The organism is Microbulbifer agarilyticus S89 (assembly GCF_000220505.1).
In the GTDB taxonomy this organism is placed as follows: Bacteria; Pseudomonadota; Gammaproteobacteria; order Pseudomonadales; family Cellvibrionaceae; genus Microbulbifer; species Microbulbifer agarilyticus_B.
Genome location: NZ_AFPJ01000042.1, coordinates 13,707 through 38,069, shown reverse-complemented (window position 1 = coordinate 38,069; position 24,363 = coordinate 13,707). Strand labels below are relative to the sequence as shown.

Annotated in this window: 21 protein-coding genes; 18 read left to right on the top strand and 3 right to left on the bottom strand. The window is 53.7% G+C overall.

Translation table 11 applies throughout. The features are described from left to right. Window positions 1–10 precede the first annotated feature (10 nt). Genes AS89_RS0113305 through aldA form a run of 3 tightly spaced genes read left to right on the top strand, consistent with a single transcriptional unit; the run spans window position 11 to window position 3,296 of the window. On the top strand, window positions 11–1,042 hold the full coding sequence (locus AS89_RS0113305; RefSeq protein ID WP_010133186.1) for a zinc-dependent alcohol dehydrogenase: 1,032 nt from the start codon (window positions 11–13) through the stop codon (window positions 1,040–1,042). A gap of 30 nt (window positions 1,043–1,072) precedes the next feature. After that, window positions 1,073–1,837 (top strand): SDR family NAD(P)-dependent oxidoreductase, encoded by a 765-nt coding sequence (locus AS89_RS0113300; RefSeq protein WP_010133185.1) that lies wholly within the window; start codon window positions 1,073–1,075, stop codon window positions 1,835–1,837. Window positions 1,838–1,841: 4 nt separating this feature from the next. Next, the gene (gene aldA / locus AS89_RS0113295) at window positions 1,842–3,296 is read left to right on the top strand and encodes an aldehyde dehydrogenase (RefSeq protein ID WP_010133184.1); all 1,455 of its coding nucleotides are present in this window, start codon (window positions 1,842–1,844) and stop codon (window positions 3,294–3,296) included. A 203-nt stretch (window positions 3,297–3,499) separates the two neighbouring features. Here aldA and AS89_RS0113290 read toward each other — a convergent pair whose 3' ends face one another. Then, on the bottom strand, window positions 3,500–4,108 hold the full coding sequence (locus AS89_RS0113290) for a GntR family transcriptional regulator (RefSeq protein ID WP_010133183.1): 609 nt from the start codon (window positions 4,106–4,108) through the stop codon (window positions 3,500–3,502). Between the two features lie 397 nt (window positions 4,109–4,505). Here AS89_RS0113290 and AS89_RS17595 point away from each other — a divergent pair, with 397 nt between their 5' ends. The 3 genes from AS89_RS17595 to AS89_RS0113275 all read left to right on the top strand — a co-directional run bounded on the left by AS89_RS17595 (window position 4,506) and on the right by AS89_RS0113275 (window position 7,465). Then, window positions 4,506–5,408, top strand: a complete 903-nt coding sequence (locus tag AS89_RS17595; protein ID WP_010133182.1) for a 2-dehydro-3-deoxygalactonokinase — start codon at window positions 4,506–4,508, stop codon at window positions 5,406–5,408. Between the two features lie 139 nt (window positions 5,409–5,547). Continuing rightward, the gene (locus tag AS89_RS17590) at window positions 5,548–6,591 is read left to right on the top strand and encodes a hypothetical protein (protein WP_010133180.1); all 1,044 of its coding nucleotides are present in this window, start codon (window positions 5,548–5,550) and stop codon (window positions 6,589–6,591) included. 25 nt (window positions 6,592–6,616) lie between these two features. After that, the gene (locus AS89_RS0113275; protein ID WP_010133179.1) at window positions 6,617–7,465 is read left to right on the top strand and encodes a phosphodiester glycosidase family protein; all 849 of its coding nucleotides are present in this window, start codon (window positions 6,617–6,619) and stop codon (window positions 7,463–7,465) included. Window positions 7,466–7,471: 6 nt separating this feature from the next. Here the strand turns inward: AS89_RS0113275 and AS89_RS0113270 are convergent, their stop codons facing one another. Together AS89_RS0113270 and AS89_RS0113265 are read right to left on the bottom strand one after the other, a co-directional pair. Further along, complete coding sequence (locus AS89_RS0113270) at window positions 7,472–8,194, bottom strand: N-acetylmannosamine-6-phosphate 2-epimerase (RefSeq protein WP_010133178.1); 723 nt, start codon at window positions 8,192–8,194, stop codon at window positions 7,472–7,474. Beyond that, entirely contained in the window at window positions 8,194–8,922 is a 729-nt protein-coding gene (locus AS89_RS0113265; RefSeq protein ID WP_158217367.1) for a GntR family transcriptional regulator, read from the bottom strand. Before AS89_RS0113265 ends, AS89_RS0113270 begins: the two co-directional genes overlap by 1 nt. A gap of 146 nt (window positions 8,923–9,068) precedes the next feature. On the opposite strand from AS89_RS0113265, the gene AS89_RS17585 reads away from it, so the two are divergent. The 12 genes from AS89_RS17585 to AS89_RS0113205 are packed head-to-tail and all read left to right on the top strand — an operon-like array spanning window position 9,069 to window position 24,326. Further along, on the top strand, window positions 9,069–10,382 hold the full coding sequence (locus AS89_RS17585; protein ID WP_081475739.1) for an ABC transporter substrate-binding protein: 1,314 nt from the start codon (window positions 9,069–9,071) through the stop codon (window positions 10,380–10,382). Between the two features lie 10 nt (window positions 10,383–10,392). Beyond that, complete coding sequence (locus AS89_RS0113255) at window positions 10,393–11,340, top strand: ROK family protein (RefSeq protein WP_010133175.1); 948 nt, start codon at window positions 10,393–10,395, stop codon at window positions 11,338–11,340. Beyond that, complete coding sequence (locus AS89_RS0113250; RefSeq protein WP_010133174.1) at window positions 11,327–12,301, top strand: carbohydrate ABC transporter permease; 975 nt, start codon at window positions 11,327–11,329, stop codon at window positions 12,299–12,301. Before AS89_RS0113255 ends, AS89_RS0113250 begins: the two co-directional genes overlap by 14 nt. Next, window positions 12,298–13,125, top strand: coding sequence for a carbohydrate ABC transporter permease (locus AS89_RS0113245; RefSeq protein ID WP_010133172.1), 828 nt, complete (start codon window positions 12,298–12,300; stop codon window positions 13,123–13,125). Before AS89_RS0113250 ends, AS89_RS0113245 begins: the two co-directional genes overlap by 4 nt. A gap of 14 nt (window positions 13,126–13,139) precedes the next feature. Further along, on the top strand, window positions 13,140–15,770 hold the full coding sequence (locus AS89_RS17580; protein ID WP_010133171.1) for a glycoside hydrolase family 38 C-terminal domain-containing protein: 2,631 nt from the start codon (window positions 13,140–13,142) through the stop codon (window positions 15,768–15,770). Continuing rightward, entirely contained in the window at window positions 15,757–17,328 is a 1,572-nt protein-coding gene (locus tag AS89_RS0113235) for a DUF4127 family protein (protein WP_010133170.1), read from the top strand. The genes AS89_RS17580 and AS89_RS0113235 overlap by 14 nt, the downstream gene beginning before the upstream one ends. Beyond that, window positions 17,325–18,950: an FAD-dependent oxidoreductase gene (locus AS89_RS0113230; RefSeq protein WP_010133169.1), complete on the top strand. Its 1,626-nt coding sequence runs from the start codon at window positions 17,325–17,327 to the stop codon at window positions 18,948–18,950. The genes AS89_RS0113235 and AS89_RS0113230 overlap by 4 nt, the downstream gene beginning before the upstream one ends. Window positions 18,951–18,988: 38 nt before the next feature. Continuing rightward, entirely contained in the window at window positions 18,989–20,092 is a 1,104-nt protein-coding gene (locus AS89_RS0113225; RefSeq protein WP_010133168.1) for an ABC transporter ATP-binding protein, read from the top strand. A 1-nt stretch (window position 20,093) separates the two neighbouring features. Beyond that, window positions 20,094–21,272 (top strand): glycoside hydrolase family 10 protein, encoded by a 1,179-nt coding sequence (locus AS89_RS0113220; protein WP_010133167.1) that lies wholly within the window; start codon window positions 20,094–20,096, stop codon window positions 21,270–21,272. Between the two features lie 29 nt (window positions 21,273–21,301). Then, window positions 21,302–22,318: a carbohydrate kinase family protein gene (locus AS89_RS0113215; RefSeq protein ID WP_010133166.1), complete on the top strand. Its 1,017-nt coding sequence runs from the start codon at window positions 21,302–21,304 to the stop codon at window positions 22,316–22,318. Between the two features lie 37 nt (window positions 22,319–22,355). Continuing rightward, window positions 22,356–23,558: an AGE family epimerase/isomerase gene (locus AS89_RS0113210; protein ID WP_010133165.1), complete on the top strand. Its 1,203-nt coding sequence runs from the start codon at window positions 22,356–22,358 to the stop codon at window positions 23,556–23,558. A 21-nt stretch (window positions 23,559–23,579) separates the two neighbouring features. Continuing rightward, window positions 23,580–24,326, top strand: coding sequence for a L,D-transpeptidase family protein (locus AS89_RS0113205; RefSeq protein WP_010133164.1), 747 nt, complete (start codon window positions 23,580–23,582; stop codon window positions 24,324–24,326). Window positions 24,327–24,363 lie beyond the last annotated feature (37 nt).

Here is a 24,363-nt window from a genome sequence, read left to right as displayed (position 1 = left end):
GGTAATTTTCATGCAAGCTCAAGCTGCTCAGTATGTTGGCAACAAATCCTTTGAAGTTGTGGAAGGACGCTGCGAAGCGCCTGCAGCCGGCGAGGTGCGCCTTAAAGTGGGTTATGTCGGTATCTGCGGAACCGATATGCACATCTATCACGGTGTGATGGACCAGCGTGTACAGCCGCCTCAAGTCGTCGGCCACGAGATGTCTGGGGTGGTCGACGCCGTTGGCGAAGGTGTGGAAGGGTACTCAGTCGGAGATCGCGTAGTAGTGCGCCCACTCGACTTTTGCGGTGATTGCCCGGCCTGTAATGAGGGCCACAGCCACGTTTGCCACAATCTGAAATTCATGGGTATCGACTCTGTCGGTGCGTTCCAGAGCTTCTGGAATGTAAAAGCCCGCACCCTGCACAAGTTGCCGGAAAACGTTTCGCTAAAGCAGGGCGCGCTGATCGAGCCGCTGGCCGTGGCGTGCCACGATATTTCCCGTGCGCGCCTCAAGGCGGGTGAGAAAGCGGTCATTCTAGGCGGTGGCCCTATCGGGCAATTGGTGGCGCAGGTTGCTTTGGGTATTGGCGCTGAGGTGATGGTGTCTGAGCCGAGTCCAGAACGTCGCGCATTTGCGGAACAGACCGGTGCACTGGCGGTTAACCCGCTGGAACAGGATCTCACCGCCGCGGTGGAAGACTGGACCCAAGGCAAGGGCGCCGATGTGGTGTTCGAGGTCTCTGGTGTGCAGCCGGCAATTGACGCCATGACCGAAATTGCCGCCGTGCGCGGGCGAATTTGCATGGTTGCGATCCACAGTCAAAAGCCGCAGCTGGACCTGTTCAAGTTCTTCTGGCGTGAGCTGGAGCTGGTGGGTGCACGTGTGTACGAAGCGCAGGATTTTGAACAGGCGATCGACATGGTTGCCAAAGGCAAGATCGACCTGGTGCCGTTTATCAGCAAAGTGGCGCAACTAAACGACATTGGCAGCGCCTTCGCTAGTATGGATGGTAATCCATCTGGCATGAAAGCTCTGGTTGCGTGTGGTGCTGAGGACTGATCCTCCAGAAATAATTTAGAGAGTAAAACGATGTTGCAGCAATTTAGTCTCGCCGGTAAAAAAGCCCTGGTTACCGGTTGTAATCGCGGTATTGGTAAAGCCATGGCGGTCGCTCTGGCAGAAGCGGGTGCGGACGTGATCGGCGTATCTGCCAACCTGGATTTAAGTGACTCTGAAGTGGGCCGCGAGGTGGCAGCCGCGGGTCAGCAGTTTTTTCCCTACCAGTGCGATTTTTCAGACCGCAACTCGCTGTATGGTTTTATCGACAAGGTTAAAAGCGAACACCCGCAAATCGATATCTTGGTAAACAATGCCGGTACGATTTTGCGCGCCCCGGCGGCAGAGCACGGTGACGACCTGTGGGATAAGGTGATCGAAGTTAACCTGAACGCACAGTTTATTTTGAGCCGCGAAATCGGCAAGGAAATGGTCGCGCGCGGCGCTGGGAAAATTATTTTCACCGCGTCGCTGCTGACTTTCCAGGGTGGTATTACTGTTCCGGGTTACGCCGCGAGTAAAGGTGCGATTGGGCAAATCGCCATGGCGCTGTCCAATGAATGGGCTTCCAAGGGCGTTAACGTGAATGCGATTGCCCCGGGATATATCGCCACCGATAACACCCAGGCGCTACGCGAAGACAGCGAGCGTGCGGCGAGCATCCTCGCCCGTATCCCCCAGGGGCGCTGGGGCGAACCCGCAGACTTCAAGGGGCCGGTAGTCTTCCTGGCATCCGAAGCCTCTAACTACATGAATGGCAGCGTCCTGTTGGTGGACGGTGGCTGGATGGGGAGATAAGCCCATGTCGCTAGAACTGAAAAACAATGTGAACTTTATCAATGGCGAATACGTTGCCTCCGAGGCAGACGGCGTCATTGACGTATTAAACCCGAGCACTGGTGAGGTACTGGGTAGTATCCCCAAGGGCTGTGCTGAAGATGCCGAGTGCGCACTTAGCAATGCCAAGCAAGCGCAAAAGTCTTGGGCCAAGCGCACGGCGCGCGACCGTGCAGCGCTGCTGCGCAAGTTTGCTGTGGCAATTCGCGCGGAGACCGAAGGCCTCGCCGAGCTGCTGGTGAAAGAGCAGGGCAAGCTGATTGGCGTTGCCCGCGACGAAGTGAATGCTACCGCGACGTTTATCGAGTACGCCTGTGACAACGCGTTGACGCTGGAAGGCGATATTTTGCCTTCCGACAACGAAGACGAAAAAATCTATATCCACAAGGTGCCCCGCGGCGTCGTGGTCGCGATTACTGCGTGGAATTTTCCCTTGGCGTTGGCAGGCCGGAAAATTGGCCCGGCATTGATTACCGGTAACAGCATCGTTATCAAACCTACACAGGAAACGCCGCTCACCACCATGGAGCTGGGGCGCATTGCTAACGACGTGGGCATTCCCGCCGGTGTGCTGAACATTGTGAATGGTCAGGGCTCCGTTGTTGGCCAGGCGCTCTGTGAAAGTCCGCTCACTGCCATGATTACCATGACTGGAAGTACCCGCGCCGGCCAGGTGATTCATCAGGCCAGCGGCAAGCACATGATTCCCGTTATGCTGGAGCTGGGTGGCAAGGCGCCGTTTATCGTGATGGAAGATGCGGACCTGGAGAAAGCTGCGGAAGCGGCGCTGTGGACCCGTTATGCCAACTGCGGCCAGGTGTGTACCTGTGCCGAGCGTTTGTATGTCCACGAAAGCGTGTACGACGCCTTTATGGACAAATTCCTGCCGAAAGTAAAAGCACTGAATGTCGGCAACCCGCTTGATGAAGCGACGCAGATGGGACCGAAGGTCAATGCGCGCGAAATCGAACATATCCACGAGCTGGTGCAGCAAAGTATTGCCCAGGGGGCGGAGCTGTTGATCGGTGGCAAACCTGCGGATGTCGCTGGTTTCGAAGGTGGCAACTGGTATGAACCGACGGTATTGACCAATGTGCAGCAGGACAACGTGCTGGTACATGAGGAAACCTTCGGGCCGATTCTGCCGATCGTAAAGATCTCCAGTATCGAGGAAGCCATCAACCATACCAACGACAGTGAATACGGTCTGTCCGCTTATCTGTTTACCGAGAACCTGCGTTACATCCACCAGGCCGTAGCCGAGATGGAAGTTGGTGAGGTTTACGTGAATCGCGGTATTGGTGAGCAACACCAGGGTTTCCACAATGGTTGGAAGCTTTCCGGCATCGGTGGCGAAGATGGCCGCTACGGGCTTGAGCAGTACGTGGATAAGAAAACGGTTTATTTGTCAGAGGCGTGAGCGCCTCTGTTCTCTTCCTTTCATCTCATCAGGATGAACAACTTTGCGCGAAGTTTTGCTTCGCGTTTTTTTTGCTCCGAAAAAAGTTGTGGGGTGTTGGAAACATAAACTGTTGGTAATAAAAAAGCCCGACACTAGGCCGGGCTTTTGCGAATCAAACGACCGCAGCGGGTCGCGTGACACTTATTTGATATTGCTTAACATTACTTGATATTGGCGCGCAGTGCGGTGGTGGCTACGTTGATCTTGTTGGCCTTCAGCGCTTCCAGGATCGCGCGGTGCTCGTCCACACAATCTTTCGGTTTGGAGATCCGCTTGTAGTTCATGCGCATACGTAGCACGATGGGGTACCAGAGATTGATCAGTTCATCGCCACCGGCTGCGTGCACCAGATAACGGTGGAAATCGATATCGGCCTTGGTCACCTCATTGAATTCCTGAGCATCAAAGGCATCCTGCAGGCGCACCAGAATATCTTCCAGCTCGGCAAAATCCATTTCGGTCAGTTTGCCCTTCAGCTGTGAGATCGCAAACACCTCGATACGACGGCGAATATCGACCATCAGCTCCTGCATGGACGGATCCAGCACGCTGTTTACTGAAACACCGCAGTTGTTCTTGGCGACCAGCAGGCCTTCTTTGGTGAGCTGCAGCAGGACGTCGCGCACGGGACCGCGGGATACGCCGAACCGGTTTGCCAGCTGCTGTTCGTTCAGTTTGGTAGTGGGCGCCAGGTCTCCGGAAATGATATCGGAGCGCAACTGATCCGCGATCTGTTCGCGGACTGGAATAATTTTTGTGGCTTCACGCATGATCGATTCTGCTCACCAATTTATCTTTGGGTAGGAGGCGAGGCCCCGCTTACCGTATTTCGTTCATTTCATTCGCCGTCTCTTGCAGCCCGTCTGGCGTAGAGGAGGGCAAGGACTTATGGCGGATATGCCCGGGCCATCATGGTCACCAGCTGCTTCTGCGGTAACGCACGGGTTGCAACAAATTTACAACGGACTCCCGATTTGCCGATAGTACCCCAGACCACAATAAAAATCCCCAATAAAATGTTAACAATCGACAATTATGCTGGTTAAATCTACCCTGATGCGGGCGATATTGTACTGAAAAGCGCGATTTCGCTGCGATTTTGGCGTGATTTAGTGCGTCTGGTCAACAATTAACCAGTCGTACAAGAATGTGTTTTGGAGTGTCGCAATGGGTGAAATTTTGGTGTGTGACTGGGGAACCAGTAGCTTTCGGTTAATGCGAGTTAGTGCGTCGGGTGAAACCCTCGCTCAGGTGGCTACAGATCAAGGTGTAAAGCAGCTGAATCCCGAAGATATGGAGGCGTATCTCAAGACCCAAATGGCAACGCTCGGCAGCATCACTGCTCCTGTGGTCCTGTGTGGCATGGTGGGATCCGGTATTGGCTGGTACGAGGTGCCTTATGTAACCTGCCCAGCCTCCGTCAAGTCACTGTCCGCGGCGTTGGTACGCATCCCGCAGACCAATCTGAATGCCTGGTGTGTGCCAGGTGTAAAGCTGACGTCTTCGCAAGGTGATGCGGATGTGATGCGCGGCGAAGAGACTCAAATCATTGGTTGGCTTACGCAGGCGAGTGAGCAGGAACGCACCAACAGTACTCTGTGCCTGCCGGGTACACATAGTAAATGGGCGCATGTGGAGGGAGGGGAAATCTGTGAATTCAGCACTGCATTCACCGGCGAAATGTACGCGCTGCTGAATGACCACAGTGTGCTCGTACAGGGCGCCCAAATAGCTTGTGATAGCGCGTTTGACGCTGGTCTTGCGGCAAGCACAGATGGTGCCGGGCTTATTCATCGGTTGTTCAATGCCCGTAGCAGGTCGGTACTGGGCCTGCAGCCTGCCTCTGCAAGCGCGTCTTATCTTTCAGGTCTATTAATCGGCAGTGAAGTTGCGGGCGTGGCGAATAAACTGTCGCCCGGCGCAGTCGTGCACCTGATTTGTGGTGATTACCTGGCGGAGCCTTACCTGAAAGCGCTAACGCATTTTGGGCTTAGAGGTATGCACTACTCAGGTAGCACCTATTCTGCACTGGGGCTGCGTGCCATTGTCGAGGCTCGCGGCCTGAGCTAGGAGGTCTGTTGTGGTGAGGCCGATGGTAATTTCCCGTTTGTAGCAGTTGCTCTATCGCTTTGCCCGATGGCTCCCGCTTTACCTTTTCTTCTCCCGTTGACCAATATCTGCCCATCATGTCAAAGGAAGGGAGGCGGCAATGGCGAGTATCTGGGGTAAGTTGCGGGTTTTTTTCGCGGCGGTAATGACGGTCATCATACTGGTCGGTTGTGGTGGTTCCAGTGAGAGCGAGTCGCCCGCTCCAGAGGTTACCGAGGGTGTAGCCGACGGTGGATCCGATGATAGTTCCGATGGCGGCAGCAATGACGACGATGACACGAACACCACTGAAGACCCGGTAACCGTTGCAGAAAATAAACTGGGTGCCTGGATTTGGTACATCGACGAGGCCGGACTCATACGAGGCGATCACGCGAGCATGGCTCAGTACCTCGCTGGTCTCGGCGTGAAGCGTGTGTTCATCAAGATCAGTGATATCAACTACCAGTGGGAAGCCAATAAAATTACCTTCCAGGGCGACGGTGTTAATTGCGGTGTATGGCAAGACGCCTGTGAGCCCGAAAACCTTCAATTCTACCGGGATGCGGGCATTGAACCCTGGGCGTGGACCTACAACGATATACATTCCTTTGAAGAGCAAGCGGATATGCTCGAAGCAGCGGTGCGTGTAGGTTACGTCGGTTACGTATTGGATATCGAAGAAGAATATAACGGTGTCTCCGACGATCTGCACACGCTGCTGTCGGCCCATCGCAATCGTCTGGAAGTACTAGGCGATATCGTTCCAGAGAATTTCTTGCTGACCGCGACAAGCTGGGGCAACCCGCAATACCACGGCATGCGCATTGATATTATCGATGAGTATGTGGATGCGCACATGCCGCAGACGTATATAGAAAAGTGGGGGAGTGATTTTATTCTGGATATCCCCGGTACCATCACTCAGGGAGATTGCGAATACCGTGAGCTTGGGGCGACCAAGCCGGTCTGGCATATTGTTTCTCATGAAGACAAACTGCTCACCGCGGACCAGTTAACCGAGTTTGTCCGTCATGCCGGCCCGCATGCGTCAGTATGGCGTATTAGCGATGACTATCTGCAAGAAGAGATTGCGGCGATTGACTGGGGCATGCAAGAGTTTCAGCCCAATGAATGTACTCAGACGAGCTTTGATCTCGAATGAACTGTTAATGTAGCAAGCAGTGATTATGCGAAAACACACCGCTCAAGTTTTCTTCGTAGCCCTGGCGATGATTGCACCATTTTCGGATGTCGGTGCGAATGATGGTGAGTTGCCAGACTCGGTATTGTTCTCCAGTACTGAAGATGGTGGGCACTATTTGGAGCTACCACTAGCGGATGCGGTGCATTTACTGGCGCCACGAATGCGCTCGACTTCATTACTAATGGAAGATTGGGCGCTGCAGAAGAATACTGCTGCAGTGATTAATGGTGGTTACTTCATCGGTAACACACCAGTATCCCTTGTGGTCTCAGGAGGGCACCGACTCGCCGATGGTGTGTCCGCAGTGACACGCAATGGCAAGTCATACCCGGTATTGCGCAGCGCGTTGTGGATAAATAAGGCTGGAGAGGCCCGTTTCGACTGGGTGGGTATCGATATCTCTGGAGTCTTGAAGGCATTTCCCGAGGCTATGCCTTATCGGCGCGATCAAGCCGACCCTTTGCCAACTCCAGATAGTCGTTCAGGTGAGGAGATCTCTCCTGCATGGGCTATCGGCGGTGGACCTCGTCTTCTGCAGGGTGGAGCAAAAGCGATCAGCTATGACGAGGAATTGTTTTGGGGCTCCGGTGTTGAGCTCGATGATATACGTCCGCGCACTGCAGTCTGCACGACTGATCGAGAGACTTTGGTGTTGTACGTAAGTTCCGGGGCAACGCTACACGGATTGACACAGCAACTTCTCGCGCTGGGCTGCGAGGATGCGATGAATCTGGATGGCGGTGGTTCCTCGGCAATGTATGTTGAGGGCGAGCGGGTTCTGGATCAGCAGCGTGCCGTCCCTGTTGTTCTGGCAATTACTGCGGCGCGTTGATCGTGCTCAGTTGGTAGCGGCAGTCGTAAGTGGAGCGACCCGGCTCATCGCGTCTGAAAACCATCCCGTAACCACCTCCGTCCGCGTGATAGCCGTTCCTACCGTCACTGCCCAAGCGCCAATTTCACGCGCTTTCATGCAATGCTCTGGCGTATTGAAACGTCCCTCCGCCATGACGCGGGGAAAGTAAGCGCAGAATTTTTGCAGCAACGCGTAATCTGGCTCCGAGGGGACAGGTCCACCCGTATAGCCCGATAACGTGGTGCCAACGATTGCGGCACCCGCGGCAAAAGCGCGCTCAGCGTCTTCGAAACTACTGCAGTCTGCCATAGCGATTTTACCGAGCTGGTTGATGTGCTTAAGCAGGGCGAGGGTTGGCACCGGGCGTATTCGCTGCGTCGCATCAATGGCAATCACCGTCGCGCCGGCGGTCGCCAATGCCTCGACGTCCTCGTGAAAGGGCGTGATGCGCACCGGGCTGTCTGCCAGATCGCGTTTTACGATGCCGATGATAAGGGCATCTGGAATAGCGTCGCGTACTTTTGCGACCCGTGCAGCCCCCTCGATTCGCACACCGCCGGCACCACCAGCAAGGGCGGCTTTGGCCAGGCGGACGACGACATCGTCCGTATCCAGCGGTCCGTGATCGACCGGTTGGCAGGAGACGATGAGCCCCGAGCTGAGTAGCTGATCGATTTGTTCAAGGGTAAGGGGTGCGGGTGTTGTCATTATTCAAATGCCGTTGCCAGACGGGTGCCGTTACGCTGTACCAGGACATCGAAGCGGTAGCGATCGGCGCGGTACAGGCTTTTTGCCAATTCAATGATCCGGCCTTGCTCATCGAGAACGGTACGCTCGGCGAGCAAAGCAGGGCTAAACACAGGTATTTGGAGAAAATCCGCTTCCTCTTCATCGACCACGGTCGCGCTGATTTGCTGCTTGGCCTGGTCTACTACGATCTCATACTGGCGGTGGAGGAGATCATAAAGAGAGCCTGTGTGCAGTTCTTTGGTTGCCAACTCCGGGAAGATCGACTTTGGGAGGTACACCTGTTCGATCGCCACCGGAGCACCGTCGGCCAAGCGCAAACGTCGAATAGAAAATAACTCTGCGCCAGGAGCCAGCCCCAGCTTGTTGGCCACTTTTACGTCCGCTCTGACTACATCGTTAAACAGTAATTTATTGGACGGGGTAAGCCCGAGCTGTTGCATCTCTTCACTAAACGACATGAGCTTCAGTTGGTTGGCGAGTGGTTTTGCCAACACAAAAATACCGGCACCCTGGCGGATTTCTATGTGCTTGAGCCCTTCCAGGTGTTTGAGCGCGCGGCGCAAGGTGTCGCGCGATACCTGCGTCACTGCAGCGAGCTCCCGCTCTGCCGGGAGCCTGGCGCCCGGCGGCTGCTGGTCGATGATATCGAGCAATTGTTCGTGCAGTTTCTGTTGCTTGCGTGTCATCACCATGACAGCCCCTGCTGAAGTAAAAACAACCAATATCAATTTTTGGTTGGTTTTGTTGGTTAAATTATCTGCATAATATACCAAATGGTTTGATTTGGAAAATTTGATTCGCTAAAGTCGTGCTATCCAATAGGGGCCGAATAATGAAAACTACGCTCTTGAAGCTGCACATCGCGATGGTCATTTCGCTCGTCGTACTGGCAAATTCCAGTGCGTGGGCAAGCGCATCGGGGAGCGCTCACAGGACCCAAATCCAGTTCTGGACTATGCAACTTTCGCCATTTCATGATGACTATGTGATGGGGATGATTGATGCATTCGAACAACGACACCCGGATGTACAGGTGAAGTGGGTCGATGTTCCGTGGAAGGAAATGGAGAAGAAAATGTTGGCGTCGGTGGCCGCCGGCACTGCGCCCGATGTCGTCAATCTGAATCCGCAGTTTTCAGCCAAGTTGGCAGAGTTTGGTGCGCTGGCGAACCCGGAACACTACCTGTCAGAACAGGAGATTGCCGCCTATCTTCCCAACATCTGGAAGGCAAACCGCTTTCAGGGCGAAACCTTCGCGATTCCCTGGTATCTCTCTACCACAATTACGATCTACAACCGGGCTTTGCTTGACCAGGCCGGCGTTGCCGTACCCGAGGACTTTTCCGGGCTATTAGACGCGGCGCAAGTTCTCCAGCGTAAACTCGGAAAATATGCCTACTTTCCTGCAATGGATGGCAGTCGGCCACTGGAGAACCTCGCCGCCAGCGGTGTTCCACTGCTGGCTGACGATGGATCCATCGGGTTTGATAGCCCGGGTGGGAAAGCGTTTTTTAGGTTTAATCGGGATATGTATCAGCAGGGATTGATCCCAAAAAATGTTCTAACCGAGGGGCATCACAAGGCGGTTGATCTCTTTCAGTCCGGGCAGGTGGCCCTGATAACCACCGGTATGCAGTTCCTGCAGACCATTCGCACGAATGCACCTGAGCTCTACGCAAATGTTGACGTCGCCCCGCAACTAAAACACCCGGCCAGCAAAAGCAACGTCGCTGTGATGAATCTGGCTGTGCCGAACATGTCTAGTGAAAAGGAAGCCGCCTTTGCGTTCGCAACCTTTGTGACCAGTCATGAAAATCAGATGGCGCTTGCTCGTCGAATACCTTTACTGCCATCTACCGCAGAGTCTTTTCAGGATACGTTTTTTTCATTGCCGGACAATCCCACCGTTGTGGAACGCGCGCGCGCACTTTCCGCGCAGCAGGTTCTCGATGGTGCAGTACTGGTTCCGCCTCTGCCCAAATACAGCAAGCTTAAAACCAGCTTTGTATTCAACTTGCAGTCCGCAATGGTCGGCCACCTGACAGTGGATCAGGCTCTGGAGCGAACCAGCGAAACTTGGTCACTATTTCTCCAGCCCGTCGACCAAAGCCGTCGCCAAAACGGCGACACACCGGCAACTGAGTGAGGTGGCGGGAATGAAAGGCGAGGCAATGATGCTGATTAGTGCGGACCTTGGCGGCACCAAAATTCGTGCGGCGGTATTTGATCGGTCGCTCAGAACGTTGTTTAAAACTCAGGTGCCCAGTGAGGCCAGTGCCGGCAAAACCTGTGTCTTGAGTGCGCTAGAGGCTGTGATTGGCCAGTGTATGGCGTGGTGTGACGAGGCGGTCCCACACGGCCGGGTTGCTGGCATAGGTATTTCCACCGCTGGTGTCGTTGAGGAAAAAACAGGCTCGATTCAAGATGCGACCGATGCGATCCCAGGCTGGAAGGGGACACCGCTTGCTGCATGGCTGCGAGCGCGCTTTGCCTGCCCGGTGGTTGTCGAGAATGATGTGAAGTGTGCATTGCTGGGTGAGTTGAATCAGAGTGCCGAACTCCTGAGTGGCCGTGTTGCGATGCTTACCTTGGGCACTGGCTTGGGGGGAGCGCTGGCCGAGCAGGGAAAAATTGTTGTCGGCGCACACGCGGTTGCCGGACATTTTGGTCGACAGCCAGTACCCAGTCCCTGGCGGCGCGGTGAGTTGCTTGCACTGGAATCACTGGTTTCAGGGACAGGCCTCACGAACCTGGCGAATCGTGAAGATGGTGATATGGAATTCGCGGATGGTCGTGCGGTACTTGAGCACGCGGTGGCTGGCAACGATCAGGCACTTCGCGGGCTGGATCAATTTTGTAACTACCTCGCGATGGTCCTGGAGCAGGTTTACTGGGTACTTGATCCTGATGTCATATTGATCGGCGGCGGGCTGGTGGAAGCGCGTGATTTATGGTGGCCGCGAATGATTGAAAAGCTTGCATACCGAGGATTACCCATAAAGATACAGCCCGCGAAACTCGACAACGACGCGGGCGTGCATGGCGCGGGCAAACTAATTTTGGCGCATACGAAATCGGGAGAGATTGTGGATGCAAACGCGTAATACGATGCGTGAAGAACTGCTGACGTCGGGTACAGGGCAGGGGCAGCTGACTTCCCGAGTTCGCCAGAAGCTTCAGGCTGCATTCACATCGCGACCCAGTTTCGGTTTGAGTGGGCTGACCCCCTATCTTTTTTTGCTGCCTGCATGTGTGATTATCGGCGCTTTTGTTCTCTATCCGATGTTACATGCAATTATGGCGAGTCTTACTGACTACAACATGATTACCGAATCCCGCTTCGTCGGCCTGGACAATTACAAGTTGCTGGTGCAGGACCCATTCTTTTGGAATAGCTTAAAAAACACACTGCTGTACTTGTTGGTGGTGGTGCCTGTTCTGGTGATTGCACCGATATTTCTCGCGCTGCTAGTCAATCATGCTCTACCGGGTATCAAGTTCTTTCGTGCGGTTTTTTATCTGCCAGTGATTACATCACTCGTGGTAACCGGTCTGATTTGGAAGTGGGTTTATGAGGAGCAGGGGATCCTCAACTACTTCTTGCTTAGCACAGGTATCACCGATAACCCTGTTGCCTTTCTTACTGACCCTGCCAATGCGCTGTACTCCGTGATGGCGGTTACAGTTTGGACCGGGCTCGGCTATTACATGGTGATTTACTTGGCAGGCCTTCAGTCCATTCCCAAGCATTTGTATGAGGCGGCGGATGTTGAAGGAGTGTCCAAGTGGCGCCAGACGCTGTTCATTACCATCCCTCTACTAAAACCCTCGATTGCCATAGTTGCCGTAATGTCATCGATAGCGGCGATGAAAGTGTTCGAAGAGGTCTATGTCATGACTCAAGGAGGACCACTGGATGCTACTAAGACGCTGGTGTACTTCATCTATCAAAGCGCATTTGAAGAGTTTGAAATGGGCTACGCCGCGGCTGCTGGTGTCGTACTGTTCTTGCTTACCCTGATCTTGTCTCTGGTTAACCTGTTCCTGTTGAGGAAAGATCGATGAAAAGCTCTCCGCTTGCAATCGCATTGCGTTATCTCGGCTTGCTATGCGTGGCCATGCTGACAATGGGGCCATTTCTCTGGTTATTGTCCACGGCGTTGAAATCCGGTGGCGAGAACATCTTTGCATACCCGCCTTCTCTGTTGCCAGAGCACGCGACATTCGAGAATTTTGGCCGGGTACTCGAAACCCAGCCTTTCATTTTGTATCTAAAGAATAGCGTGCTGGTAGCATTGCTCTCAGTTACAGCCAATCTTGTGTTTGCCTCTCTCGCTGCCTACCCGTTGGCGCGCATGGAGTTCCGCGGAAAGAATCTGATTTTTGTCGCGCTACTCAGTTCCATGATGATTCCATTTCAGCTTCTCATGATCCCGGTGTATGACCTGGCAATTTCACTTGGTCTGCAGAATTCCTATCTCGGCCTTGTACTACCCCATGCTTGTACAGCCTTTGGGGTCTTTCTGATGCGTCAGGCCTTTCTCGGCATCCCCAAAGCCCTCGAAGAGTCTGCTTTGCTGGAGGGGCTGAATCGATTGCAGATCTGGTGGTATGTACTGGTGCCGCTGGTGAAACCCTCGCTGGCGACCCTTGCGGTATTTAGTTTTATTGCTGTATGGGGAGATTTCCTGTGGCCACTCATTATTCTTGACGACCCGTCGCTGTACACCTTGCCTCTCGGTGTAAACCGACTGGCCAATACCTTCTCTATGGACTGGCGACTGGTGGCCGCCGGCGCGGTATTCTCAATTTTACCGATTTTAGCGGTGTTCTTGTTCAGTCAGAAATACTTCATTGAAGGCGCTATGCGTGGCGCCGTGAAAGGATAGGGGTGGGTGCAACGATGACTAGAGATGTTGCAGTTGTTGTACAAACTCACTGGGATCGGGAATGGTACTACCCGCATCAGACGTTTCTCGCTCGCCTGTTGCGGGTGATGCGGCAGGTTGTGGAACAGTTAGATTGTGGTGAGCTGCATAGTTTCCTATTCGATGGGCAAGTGTCTGCGATAGAAGATTTCTACACACATGCTGAGCCAGAACTTGCCGAACGCGTGCGTGCTCATGTACAGGCCGGGCGCATTGTCATTGGCCCCTGGTACATCATGGCGGATGAGTTCCTGTGCGCTGGCGAATCGCTGGTGCGTAATCTTGAGCTGGGTATGTCCCGCGCTGCACGACATGGCCGGTGTCAGAAGGTAGGGTACTTGCCAGACACTTTTGGGCATATTTCTCAGATGCCGCAAATCCTGCAAGGCTTTGGTATCGATAACGCTGTTGCCTGGCGCGGTATTGATGCGCCGCAATCTGAGATCCTCTGGCGGGCACCAGATGGTAGTGCGGTGGTTACCGTATTTTTGACGGAAGGTTACTACCAACACCCGTTCAATACCGAGGATTGGCTGGGCAACCTGAACACCTATCTGGGCAAAATCGTCAATCGCAGTAGTGGCTGTGACTTGCTATTGACTCAGGGTGGCGATCACCTGCTCACGGTTGAGGGGCTACAGCAAAAAATAGATGTATATAACCAAGGTCAAAGTGACTTTCGTCTGGTCCAGCGCGGCCTTGAGGAATATGTGCGCAGTGTTCAGTCTGGCGAGCAAGCGGAACCGCTTTCCGTGGTAGTTGGTGAGCTGCGGGATAATCAGGCAGCCTTCGTGCTGCCCGATGTGCTCTCGACAAGGCAATATCTGAAGGCCCAGAACCAGTTGTTGGAAGATCTCCTCACCGGCCTGGTTGAGCCTCTACTCGCATCGACCGCCCCGGCGTGGACGGGCCAGTATTATCCTCAGCACTATCTTGAGCAGACCTGGCAGCTATTGATTGAGCAGCATGCACACGACTCGATTTGTGGCTGTAGTGTGGATGAAGTGCATCGGGAAATGGAGGTACGATTTTCCCAGTTGCACCAGCGGATGGTCGCACTGACTGAACAGGCCTTACAGGTATCTGGTTTTGTAAATGATCGCGTCAGTTTTCATCGGGACGGCATGGCGCCCAGTCCCTTCGCCGACGACAGTAGTGTCACTTTGTTCAATCCATCCCCCAAACCTCGCTGCGGTTGGCAGCAGGTGAGCCTCTTTCTAGCGGGAGACGCGCATGATCAGGTTGTGCTGGAAACCGATCAGGGGAAAATACTACCTTCCCTATTGATGTATTGTGAGGCAGCTGAAGAGTTTCAATCACCCATCGATGACTTTCCGGACGTGACGAAGGGACACCGATATACCCTGGCCGTGCAAGTCGAACTGGCGGGCCTGGAAATGTTGCGCTGTTCCGTGAAAGGCGCTGCGCGTGACTCGAAAAATGGTTTGACGGTCGCCAAGCACTCGCGGCTGTCCGCGAGTATTGAGAACAGCTTCTATCGATTGCTTATCGATGGCAATCAACTGGTTATCGAAGACAAGCAGTCCGGAAAACACTATCGCGATGCACTTTCATTGGTGAGCGAGCAGGACGGTGGAGACACCTATAATTTTTCGCCCGTTGATGGTGAAGATTATCGGGCTGAAATTACCTCCTTCTCCATGTCTGCTGAGCATGCGATTCAAGTCCTCGAACTGCGGCTGCGCCTGACCCAGCCAGCCGGGCTTGATATGGACCGCAAGAGCACCTCGGAGCGCGTCGAGAGTACCGGCGTGCTCACGTTACGTCTGATGCCCGGCGATGACTATATCGACTGCCAGCTCGAATGGGATAACCGCGCACGCGATCAGCGACTGCGCCTGCAGCTATCACTGGGAGAGCATGTTTCGCATGCGGGTTCGGACAGCGCCTTTGCTTGGATTGAGCGTCCCAAGATCTATGCAGATAGCACCCAAGTGAGTGGTCAGCAGGAGTCTCCGGTTGCGGTATTCCCCAGCCAGTCAGCGGTGAGTGCTGGTCCAGTGGGCTTCCTACACAGAGGACTGCAGGAAGCGGAACTGGTCCAGGCCGGCTCGGAAGACCGCTTGGCAATTACTCTGGTGCGTAGTGTGGGTTGGTTGTCCCGTCGCGATTTGAAAACTCGTGGGTTAGGGGCGGGCCCAGATCTAGCCACACCGGAAGCGCAGTGCCTGCGTAAACATCAGTTTCAATTTGCATTCAGTCTCCGGAACCCGAGCACGATCGATCTGCTAAATCGTGCGGACAGCTGGCGTAAGCCAGTGACGCTACTACGGGGTGGTGGTCGTGGCCCTTTTGCCCAGCTTGAACTGCAAAATGCGACCCTGCAGGTTAGTAGTCTGCGCCGGGTCCAACGGCAAGGTGGCCCAGCATTGGAGTTGCGCGTATGGAACCCCGAGTCTCTAGCGATTACCGCAGAGTTCAATAGCGATACGTTTGTGCGCACCGACTTAGCGGGTTGTGTCCCCGAGAAATTTTCTGTGAACTCTCGTAGCGTCGGTTCGCATCAGATTGCCACTTTTGTATTCCCAGTTGCTAAGCTCCCTACACGTGAGCTGGGCGAGAGGTCTGCTCATGTCAAAATTTAAGATACTGGCTCTGTCGGTAGATGGAAGACCGGTTACCCGCGAGCAGGTCCAGCTACTCGCTCGGATTGCCGACTGTGAACTGTTGTGTCCGCCGGTTGAGTCCCTTGGATATTTTCGCCAGCCAGCGGATCGTGACCAGCTTGCCGACTGGGTGATGCAAAACGCTGCCAGTGCGGACGGATTTATTTTCTCTCTGGACATGCTTGTATATGGCGGGTTGGTACCGAGCCGGTTCATTGAGGACGTTGGGCCATCCTTGGAGGCTCGGCTCGAACTGCTGAAAGATCTGAAGCAGCACTATCCGGATAAACCGCTGTATGGCTTCTGTGCCACAATGCGCATGTCCAACAATAATGAAAACGAAGAAGAGAAACTGTACTGGGCTCAGCACGGCACGGATATCTGGTCCTGGTCGTACTTCAGTGACCGATACGCGTGCCTGCACGACCAGGAGGATAAGGAGCGAGCAGAAAAGGCCCGGGTGAAAATCCCTGAAACGATCCAGCGCGATTATCTATCGACGCGCGCACGGAATTTTTCAGTCACGCAAAAAGTGCTGGCGATGGTCGAGGACAAGATCATTGATCGATTGGTCCTGCCCCAGGACGATACCGCGGAATATGGCTTCAATATTGGTGAACGCCGCCAGCTGCAGTCATGGGTTGCCCGCAAACAGTTACATGACAACGTATTGATCTATCCAGGCGCAGACGAGGTGATTTACACCTTACTCGCCCATCAGGTACAGGTACTGGAGCAGCGAAGGCACAACAGCGTGTCGCCAATTAAGATCGCAGTGCGCGCACACCATCCCTCAGCACTGGCAGCCATGGTGGCACGCTATGAGGATCGTCCGGTAATGGAATCGATCCACTGCCAGGTTGACGCTGCTGGCGCTGTGATCGTTGAGTGTGAAGAAGAGGCCGATGTCGTGCTTGCCGTGCATTGTCGCGGCAAGGTACAGGGCGATTGGGCGATGCAATATCCGCTATCGGAGGACCTTGGGCTTGACGACGAGTGGCTTGCAAAACTGCAACGTGATGTACGTGAAGCGCACCGGCCCATTGCCATACTGGATCTCGCCTATGCCAATGGTGGGGATCCCGAATTGCTCAGTGTGCTAGAAGATACAAGCAACGTGAGGCTGAGTACTCTGCAAGGCTATAGTGGCTGGAATACTGCAAGCAATAGTATCGGCAGCCTGGTTGCGCAGCTGTGTTTTAGTGTGAGCCCCCAAAGCCAGGCTCACTCTACCGAAAATTCCCGTGAGCAAAATCGGCATTTACTCGCGATCCGGTTGTTAGACGACTATCTCTATCAATCGAGGTTCCGCCAGATATTGCGTGAGCGGCAGCAATCGCTCTCATTAGCCGATGGAGATATTGAGCTCCTGCGCGAGGTTTACCTCGACACGGCACGTCAGTGGTTGCAACAGCAGGGTTTTACCGACGTTGTACTGGATGATGTGTATTTCCCCTGGCGGAGAAGTTTCGAAGTCGGCTTGTCCACACTCTTAACCCAGACATCGCGCCAGCTTTCCGTGGAGGCCTCTGCATGAGCGCAGGAATTGCAGTGAGACAGGCTCAGGTGGCGGTAATTGGCGCAAGCCTGGGTGGGGTGATGGCGGCATGGCAACTGTGTCGTGCTGGGGTTAAAACAATCCTCACAAGCGAGTTTCCCTGGATCGGCGGGCAGATGACCAGCCAGGGGGTTCCGCCGGATGAACACCGTTATATCGAATCGTTTGGGTTGTCGGAAAGCTATAAGAATTTCAGGGATGGGATTCGTGCGCATTACCGATCACAGGAGGATTTTGTTGATCACTCTGTGATGACCGAAGGCTGTAATCCTGGTGATGGATGGGTTAGCCGTTTGTGCTTCGAGCCTGAGGTTGCCGAACGGTATTTCCGCCAGCTTTTACAACCTTATTTGGACAGCGAGCTGCTGACGCTATTGGAGCTGAGGCGCCCAGTGGCAGCGTCACGCAATCACCGCAAGATCGAATCTGTGACGTTAGAGACGCTGCAAGGCTCAACGACACAGATCGAAGTCCGTGCCGACTATTTTCTGGACGCTACCGATACCGGCGCCCTGTTGGACCTTGCACGACTACCGTGCCGGCTGGGAAAAGAGTCCAAAAAAGAGTTTGCCGAACCACAAGCGCCAGAGAAAGCGAATAGAGACGATCAGCAACCCGTCACGTTCGTGTGTGCACTGCGCTGCCACGATTCCCCCTGTGAGCCGATTCCAAAGCCCGAGGAATACGAATTTTGGCGTAGCTACATCCTTCCGCATTACGATTATCCGCTGTTTTCGGATTTGATACCGGCTGGTGAGGCGAATCTATCGACTCGATTTCCGCTCCTTTCTGATGCCGTCATGTCTGGACGGTACTCTGACTCAACACTCGACCTTTGGCGCTATCGCCGAATTATTGCTGCACACAACTGGCAGTTGGGCACGGTACACGACGTGAGTCTGATCAACTGGGCGCAAAACGACTATGCGCTCCACCCTTTGTTGGATGGCGACAATCAGAGTGAGCAGGAAGTTGTTGAATCGGCAAAAGCGCTGACCCGTTGCTTCGTACACTGGCTCCAGACAGAAGCACCGCGAGACTGCATTGGCGAAGAAGGGGCCGGGTTTCCAGAGCTTGCGCTTGCAGAAGATGTGCTGGGGACCAATGATGGCTTTGCCCAGCAAGTTTATGTCCGGGAATCCCGTCGCATTCGAGGATTACAGACCCTGAGCCAAAACGACATTATCCTGCATGAGGGTTCCGATGAGAGTTGGCAGCCTGCCGTTTTTAGCAATAGCGTAGGTATTGGACTGTATAACATGGATATCCACCCTACCTGTGTTTCTGGTATGGGGACGAATGCTGCTGTTCGACCGTTTGAGCTTCCGCTGGGCGTCTTCATCCCGGTAGACGTCGATAACCTGTTACCCGCCTGCAAAAACATCAGCGTCACCCATTTGGTCAATGCAGCGACGCGCGTCCACCCCATTGAGTGGCTGATCGGTGAGGTGGCCGGACTTCTGGCCACGTATTGCTTACAAACGGAGACGATGCCGGCCGGTATTTACGAGAGTGAGATCCGGGTAAAGCAGTTTCAGCAGCTACTGGAAACGAAAGGAATCTCGTTGCACTGGCCAAGTGCGCCGGATAGTGCGAGCTGACTTTTTAAGAATAGAGAATATACATTTAGGGGTTGCCTATGTCTGACCTGAAACTGACCGCTGTAAAAAAACGCTTTGGTAATACTCAGACTATTCACGGCGTGGATTTGAGTATTCAATCCGGTGAGTTTGTTGTATTCGTCGGACCTTCGGGCTGTGGGAAATCTACATTGCTGCGCATGATCGCAGGACTGGAATCTGTGAGTGAAGGCCAGGTACACATTGGGAACCGGGATGTGACTGGACTGGCAGCCAGTCGGCGGCAGGTGGCAATGGTATTTCAGTCTTACGCCCTATATCCACATATGACTGCGGAGCAGAACCTGAGCTTTGGAATGCGTATGCGTGGAGTGCCCAAGCACGAAATTGCAAAAAAAATAGCGTATGCCACAGAGGTTTTGCAGCTGGCGCCATACCTCAAACGCAAGCCGGGTGCGCTTTCCGGAGGCCAATGCCAGCGTGTAGCGATTGGCCGCGCATTGGTGCAAGACCCGGAGGTGTTTCTTTTTGATGAGCCTCTGTCCAATCTCGATGCGGAATTGCGTGTAAAAATGCGCTCGGAAATTTCTGATCTGCATCGTCGCCTCGGCAGTACCATGGTTTATGTCACACATGATCAAACCGAAGCAATGACCATGGCAGATCGCATTGTGGTGTTACGTGATGGCGAAATCGAACAGGTCGGTCAACCAATGGCCCTGTATACCAATCCGGTTAACAAGTTTGTGGCGGGGTTTATCGGTTCTCCGAAGATGAATTTTCTTTCTGTGACAGCCGTACGGAAATCGACCGATATGTTGACCGTTGCGCTTGGAGCAAAGGAACTGGCTTTCCCCATAGTGAAACAGGCGGGGCAGGTTGGTGAGACGGCAACTCTTGGCATACGACCTGAACACCTGCGGTTTAGCAATGAAGGTCCAATACAGGGCAAGGTGCGCGCTGTTGAGCAGTTGGGTTCCGTCAGTTTTGTCTACATAGATGTCGGCGGACAGGATGTGTGTGTGCAGACACAGCAATTCGCTTTGCCACGACTAGGCGATGCCATATACCTCGATTTCGATCGCACGGATGCTTATTTATTTGGCGAAGACGGCATCACCGTGTCACCTCAGAAAGTTGAGAAGTCCAGAGAGGCAGCGTGATATGCGTTTGGTAATGCAGAGGTACATATTTGTTGTCGCTTGCATCCTGTTGCAGATGGTAATCGCGCAGTCTCATGCCCAAAGTCAGCAACTGGCGGAATCGCATGAGTCGCTGCCGGAAGCTGTCCGTGGGGTTTGGTTAACTAATGTGGCCAGTGATGCAATGTACACGCGCGAGGGAATAGAGCGCGCAGTCGAGCTCTGTGCTGAGCTCGGGATAAACAGCATCTTCGTGGTCACCTGGAATAAGGGGCACACCCTATACCCTTCCGAAATTATGCAGGAATTCACTGGCGTTGCTATGGATCCGTCAATGGATCCGGAGCAGCGTGGTCGTGATCCGCTGCAAGAACTCATTCAGGCGGCGCATCAACGAGACATAAAAGTATTTGCCTGGTTCGAATTTGGCTTTGCTGCATCGCATGGAGGGCAGGGGGGCGAACTTGTTCGGCGCAAACCGCACTGGGCAGCGTTGGACCGGAACGGTGACCTGGTCAGCAAAAATGGCTTCCAATGGCTGAATACCTTGGATTCCGAAGTGCAGGCGTTTATGACATCGCTTGTGCTGGAAGTGGTGCGTAAATACGATATTGACGGCGTGCAGGGTGATGACCGTCTTCCGGCCCTACCCTCCGAGGGCGGGTATAACCCAGAAGTGACCGACGCCTACTATGCAGAAATGGGGCAGCGAGCACCTGCTGACAGCAAAGATACTCAATGGGTGCAATGGCGTGCCGGCCGCTTGAATCAGTACGCTGTTGATCTATATCAGTCAGTAAAAATGGAAGACCCGGATGTGATCGTGTCTTTCTCACCTTCCGTGTTTCCCTGGTCTTTGAACCACTATCTGCAAGACTGGCCTGACTGGATAGAGCAGGGTGCAGTAGACCTGTTAATTCCCCAAGTGTACCGGCATCAACTGGTTAGTTACCAAGAAACCCTGCATGACACCCTTTCATATATACCAGACACCCAACGTTCAGGCTTTGCTCCCGGCGTGCTGATTAAAGTAGGTGACACAATGCCATCGCAGGAGATGATGCGGGGCATGTTGGCAGCCAATCGGGATGCAGGCCTGCTAGGGGAGGTGTTCTTTTTCTACGAGGGCCTGGAAAACTACCGTGAAGTAATCCGAACCTCCTATGCAAAGGATCCGGTTAGGTTTCCCGAAAGTCTTTGAGTCGCTATAACTACAACGTATCTTGAGGGATGCTGGAGAGGAGAGAGATTGTGAGGGTCGTCTGTTTTGGTGAAGCGCTGGTTGACATGCTATCCAACCGTATTTCTGGCGCCGCTAGCATCAGTGAACCGGAGCAGTTTACCAAGTTCGCTGGTGGTGCCCCGGCAAATGCTGCGGTCGCCGTTGCCAAGCTTGGAGGTAATGCTTATTTTTCGGGGATGCTAGGAGAGGACATGTTTGGCCACTTCCTGAATAGCGCATTAGCTGCAGAAGGCGTCAATACGGACCATGTAAAGTTTACCGATGAGGCAAAAACAGCCTTGGCTTTCGTCACCCTGGACAGTAATGGGGAGCGAAGTTTCGAGTTCTATAGGCCACCTGCGGCAGATCTGTTATTTCGTGAGGAGCATCTTTCTCCAGAGTTATTTACTGGCACAGGGATTTTACATATCTGCTCGAATAGCCTTACTGAAAAGGCGATCGAACATACCACAAAGGCTGTTGTGGATCGGGCGCGTGCTGCCGGCTGGTTAGTAAGTCTTGATGTGAATTTGCGGCATGATCTGTGGCCTGCAGGAATTGCGGATCGCCAAACAGTGAATTCCCTGGTTTCACAGGCAGATATCGTTAAGTTCAGCCTCGAGGAGTTGGAATTTCTCGCCGATGAGGGTGCCGCGGACGTTGAGGGCTTTATCTCTCAGCAACTTCAGCAGGGGGCGCAACTGTTATTGATCACCAATGGCGGTCTGCCAGTACGGTGGATGACTCGCAGTCACAGCGGTAGCGTGCAACCTCCTTGCGTAGAAGCGGTTGATACCACCGCGGGTGGCGATGGCTTTATTGGTGGCTTCCTCTACCAGCTTTCCATGCAGACAGTTTCTCCAGATAGGCTTTCGGAGTGGTTAGGGTCCAAAGAATTTATGCGCGCACTGGAGTTTGCCTGTGCGTGCGGTGCCCACGCGGTTTCCCGTAAAGGTGCCTTCGTCGCGCTACCTACACTCGAAAGCTTGCAGACGTTTGGATTCGGCATGACTGCCAGCTACTGAAATTTTTTCCAAAAATAATAAATATGCAGGGTTCATCATGACTAATTTCCGCTCCCCAAATTTTTTGCAAGCACATGTCGAGAGTATTCTCGAATTCTACCGGCCGAATGTGCGTGATCATGCGTTTGGCGGTCTCAACCAGAATTATCTCGATGATGGTAGCGTATTCGATATTGGCAAAAAGCATCTCGTGAGTACCACGCGGATGATTTTCAACTATGGCCGGGCATATAAGAGCACTTTGGATGAATCCAAGCGCTCAGAGTACAAGGCATTGGCGGAAGCTGGACTGGAGTATCTGCAACGTTATCACTGGGATCCAGAGAGGCGCGGATATAATTGGGTGTTACAGGACAACCGGCCAGTGGACCAGACCAACCACTGTTACGGCCTGGCGTTTGTGATTCTCGCGTATGCGACAAGTATCGAAACCGGCGTCGGCGACATGCGTTCACAGCTTTATACCACCTGGGAGCTACTTAACGAGCATTTTTGGCAGCCAGAGGCGGGGCTCTATGCGGATGAAGCCTCACCAGACTGGCACGTTGTATCTCCCTATCGTGGCCAAAATGCAAATATGCATTGTTGTGAGGCGCTTTTAGCTGCCTTCTCCGCGACGCAAGATCCTGTGTTTCTCGACAGAGCATATACCCTGGCCAAATCAGTGGCAGTTGCCCTTGCTGACAAAGCAGATGGCCTGATCTGGGAGCACTTCACCAAAGACCTCAGCATTGACTGGGACTATAACCGTGAAGACCCCAAAAACCTGTACCGCCCCTGGGGCTTTCAGCCGGGCCATCAGACAGAATGGGCCAAGCTCTTGTTGCTTTTACACCGCGAACGGCCCGAGCCATGGATGATTGAGCGAGCAGCCAATTTGTTTGATCGCGCTCTGGAGATCTGCTGGGATCGGGAGTATGGCGGTATTCTCTATGGTCACGCACCAGATGGCAGTATTTGTGATGATGATAAATATTTCTGGGTACAGGCGGAGTCATTTGCCGCGGCGGCGCTACTTGCTGAGGCGACCGGTGAGACGCAATACTGGCAGTGGTATGACAAAATTTGGGAATATAGCTGGGCGCATTTTGTCGACCATGAATTCGGTGCTTGGTATCGATTACTTGACCGTCACAACCGGAAGTACTCTGACCAAAAAAGCATCGCTGGCGGCAAGTGTGACTATCACACGTTGGGTGCATGCTGGGAGGTATTGCGCCTAGTTAATAAGATGCGCTGACCGCGCGCGTAGGAAAATATTATGTTGGGAAAACAATGTTCGTTATTTTTACTTGCGGTTTTGTGCACCTTGAGCGCCGCCGCCCAGGTACCACTGAATAGTCAGCAATTACTGATTACCCTGACGGATGACTGGGGTGCGACCACCGGCGAGCTGTATGCATTTAAGCGTGGAGCGGAGGGCTGGGAATCGGTACTGGAACCAGTTCCGGTTAACCTTGGTCGCACAGGGCTGGCGTGGGGAATTGGACTGCATCCCAACTCTGTTGTTCGCGAAGGTGACCCTCAAAAGCGCGAGGGCGATGGAAAAGCGCCAGCGGGCATTTTTCGTTTGGGTGATGCTTTCGGCTACCCGGAGTCGTTGCGCACCGGGCTCGGCTACCAACCTATGAGCGCTTCCCATTATTGTATCGATATGCCTGAGTCTGCCTTGTACAACCAGACTGTGGACGCCGCTGTGGTAGGCGCTGATAAGGTGAAGGGCTCCTCTGAAGGAATGCGCCGGGATATTCATTATGGGGATCAGCAGTACAAAAAAGGGATCTTTGTCGCCCACAATCCCGCTAATGTACCCAAGGCCGGTAGTTGCATCTTTATGCATCTGTGGAAAGCGCCGGGTAGCCCCACTGCCGGTTGCACTGCAATGGCGGAGCCGCAAATGGATTCGATTCTAGAGTGGCTAAAATCCGATCAGCTCCCGGTGTATGTAGCACTGCCAAAAGCGCAGTACATGGCCCTGCGCTCGCAATGGCAGCTACCGACGCTATAGAGTCGAGTGCGCACTCGACATATCGGCGCTGTCGATA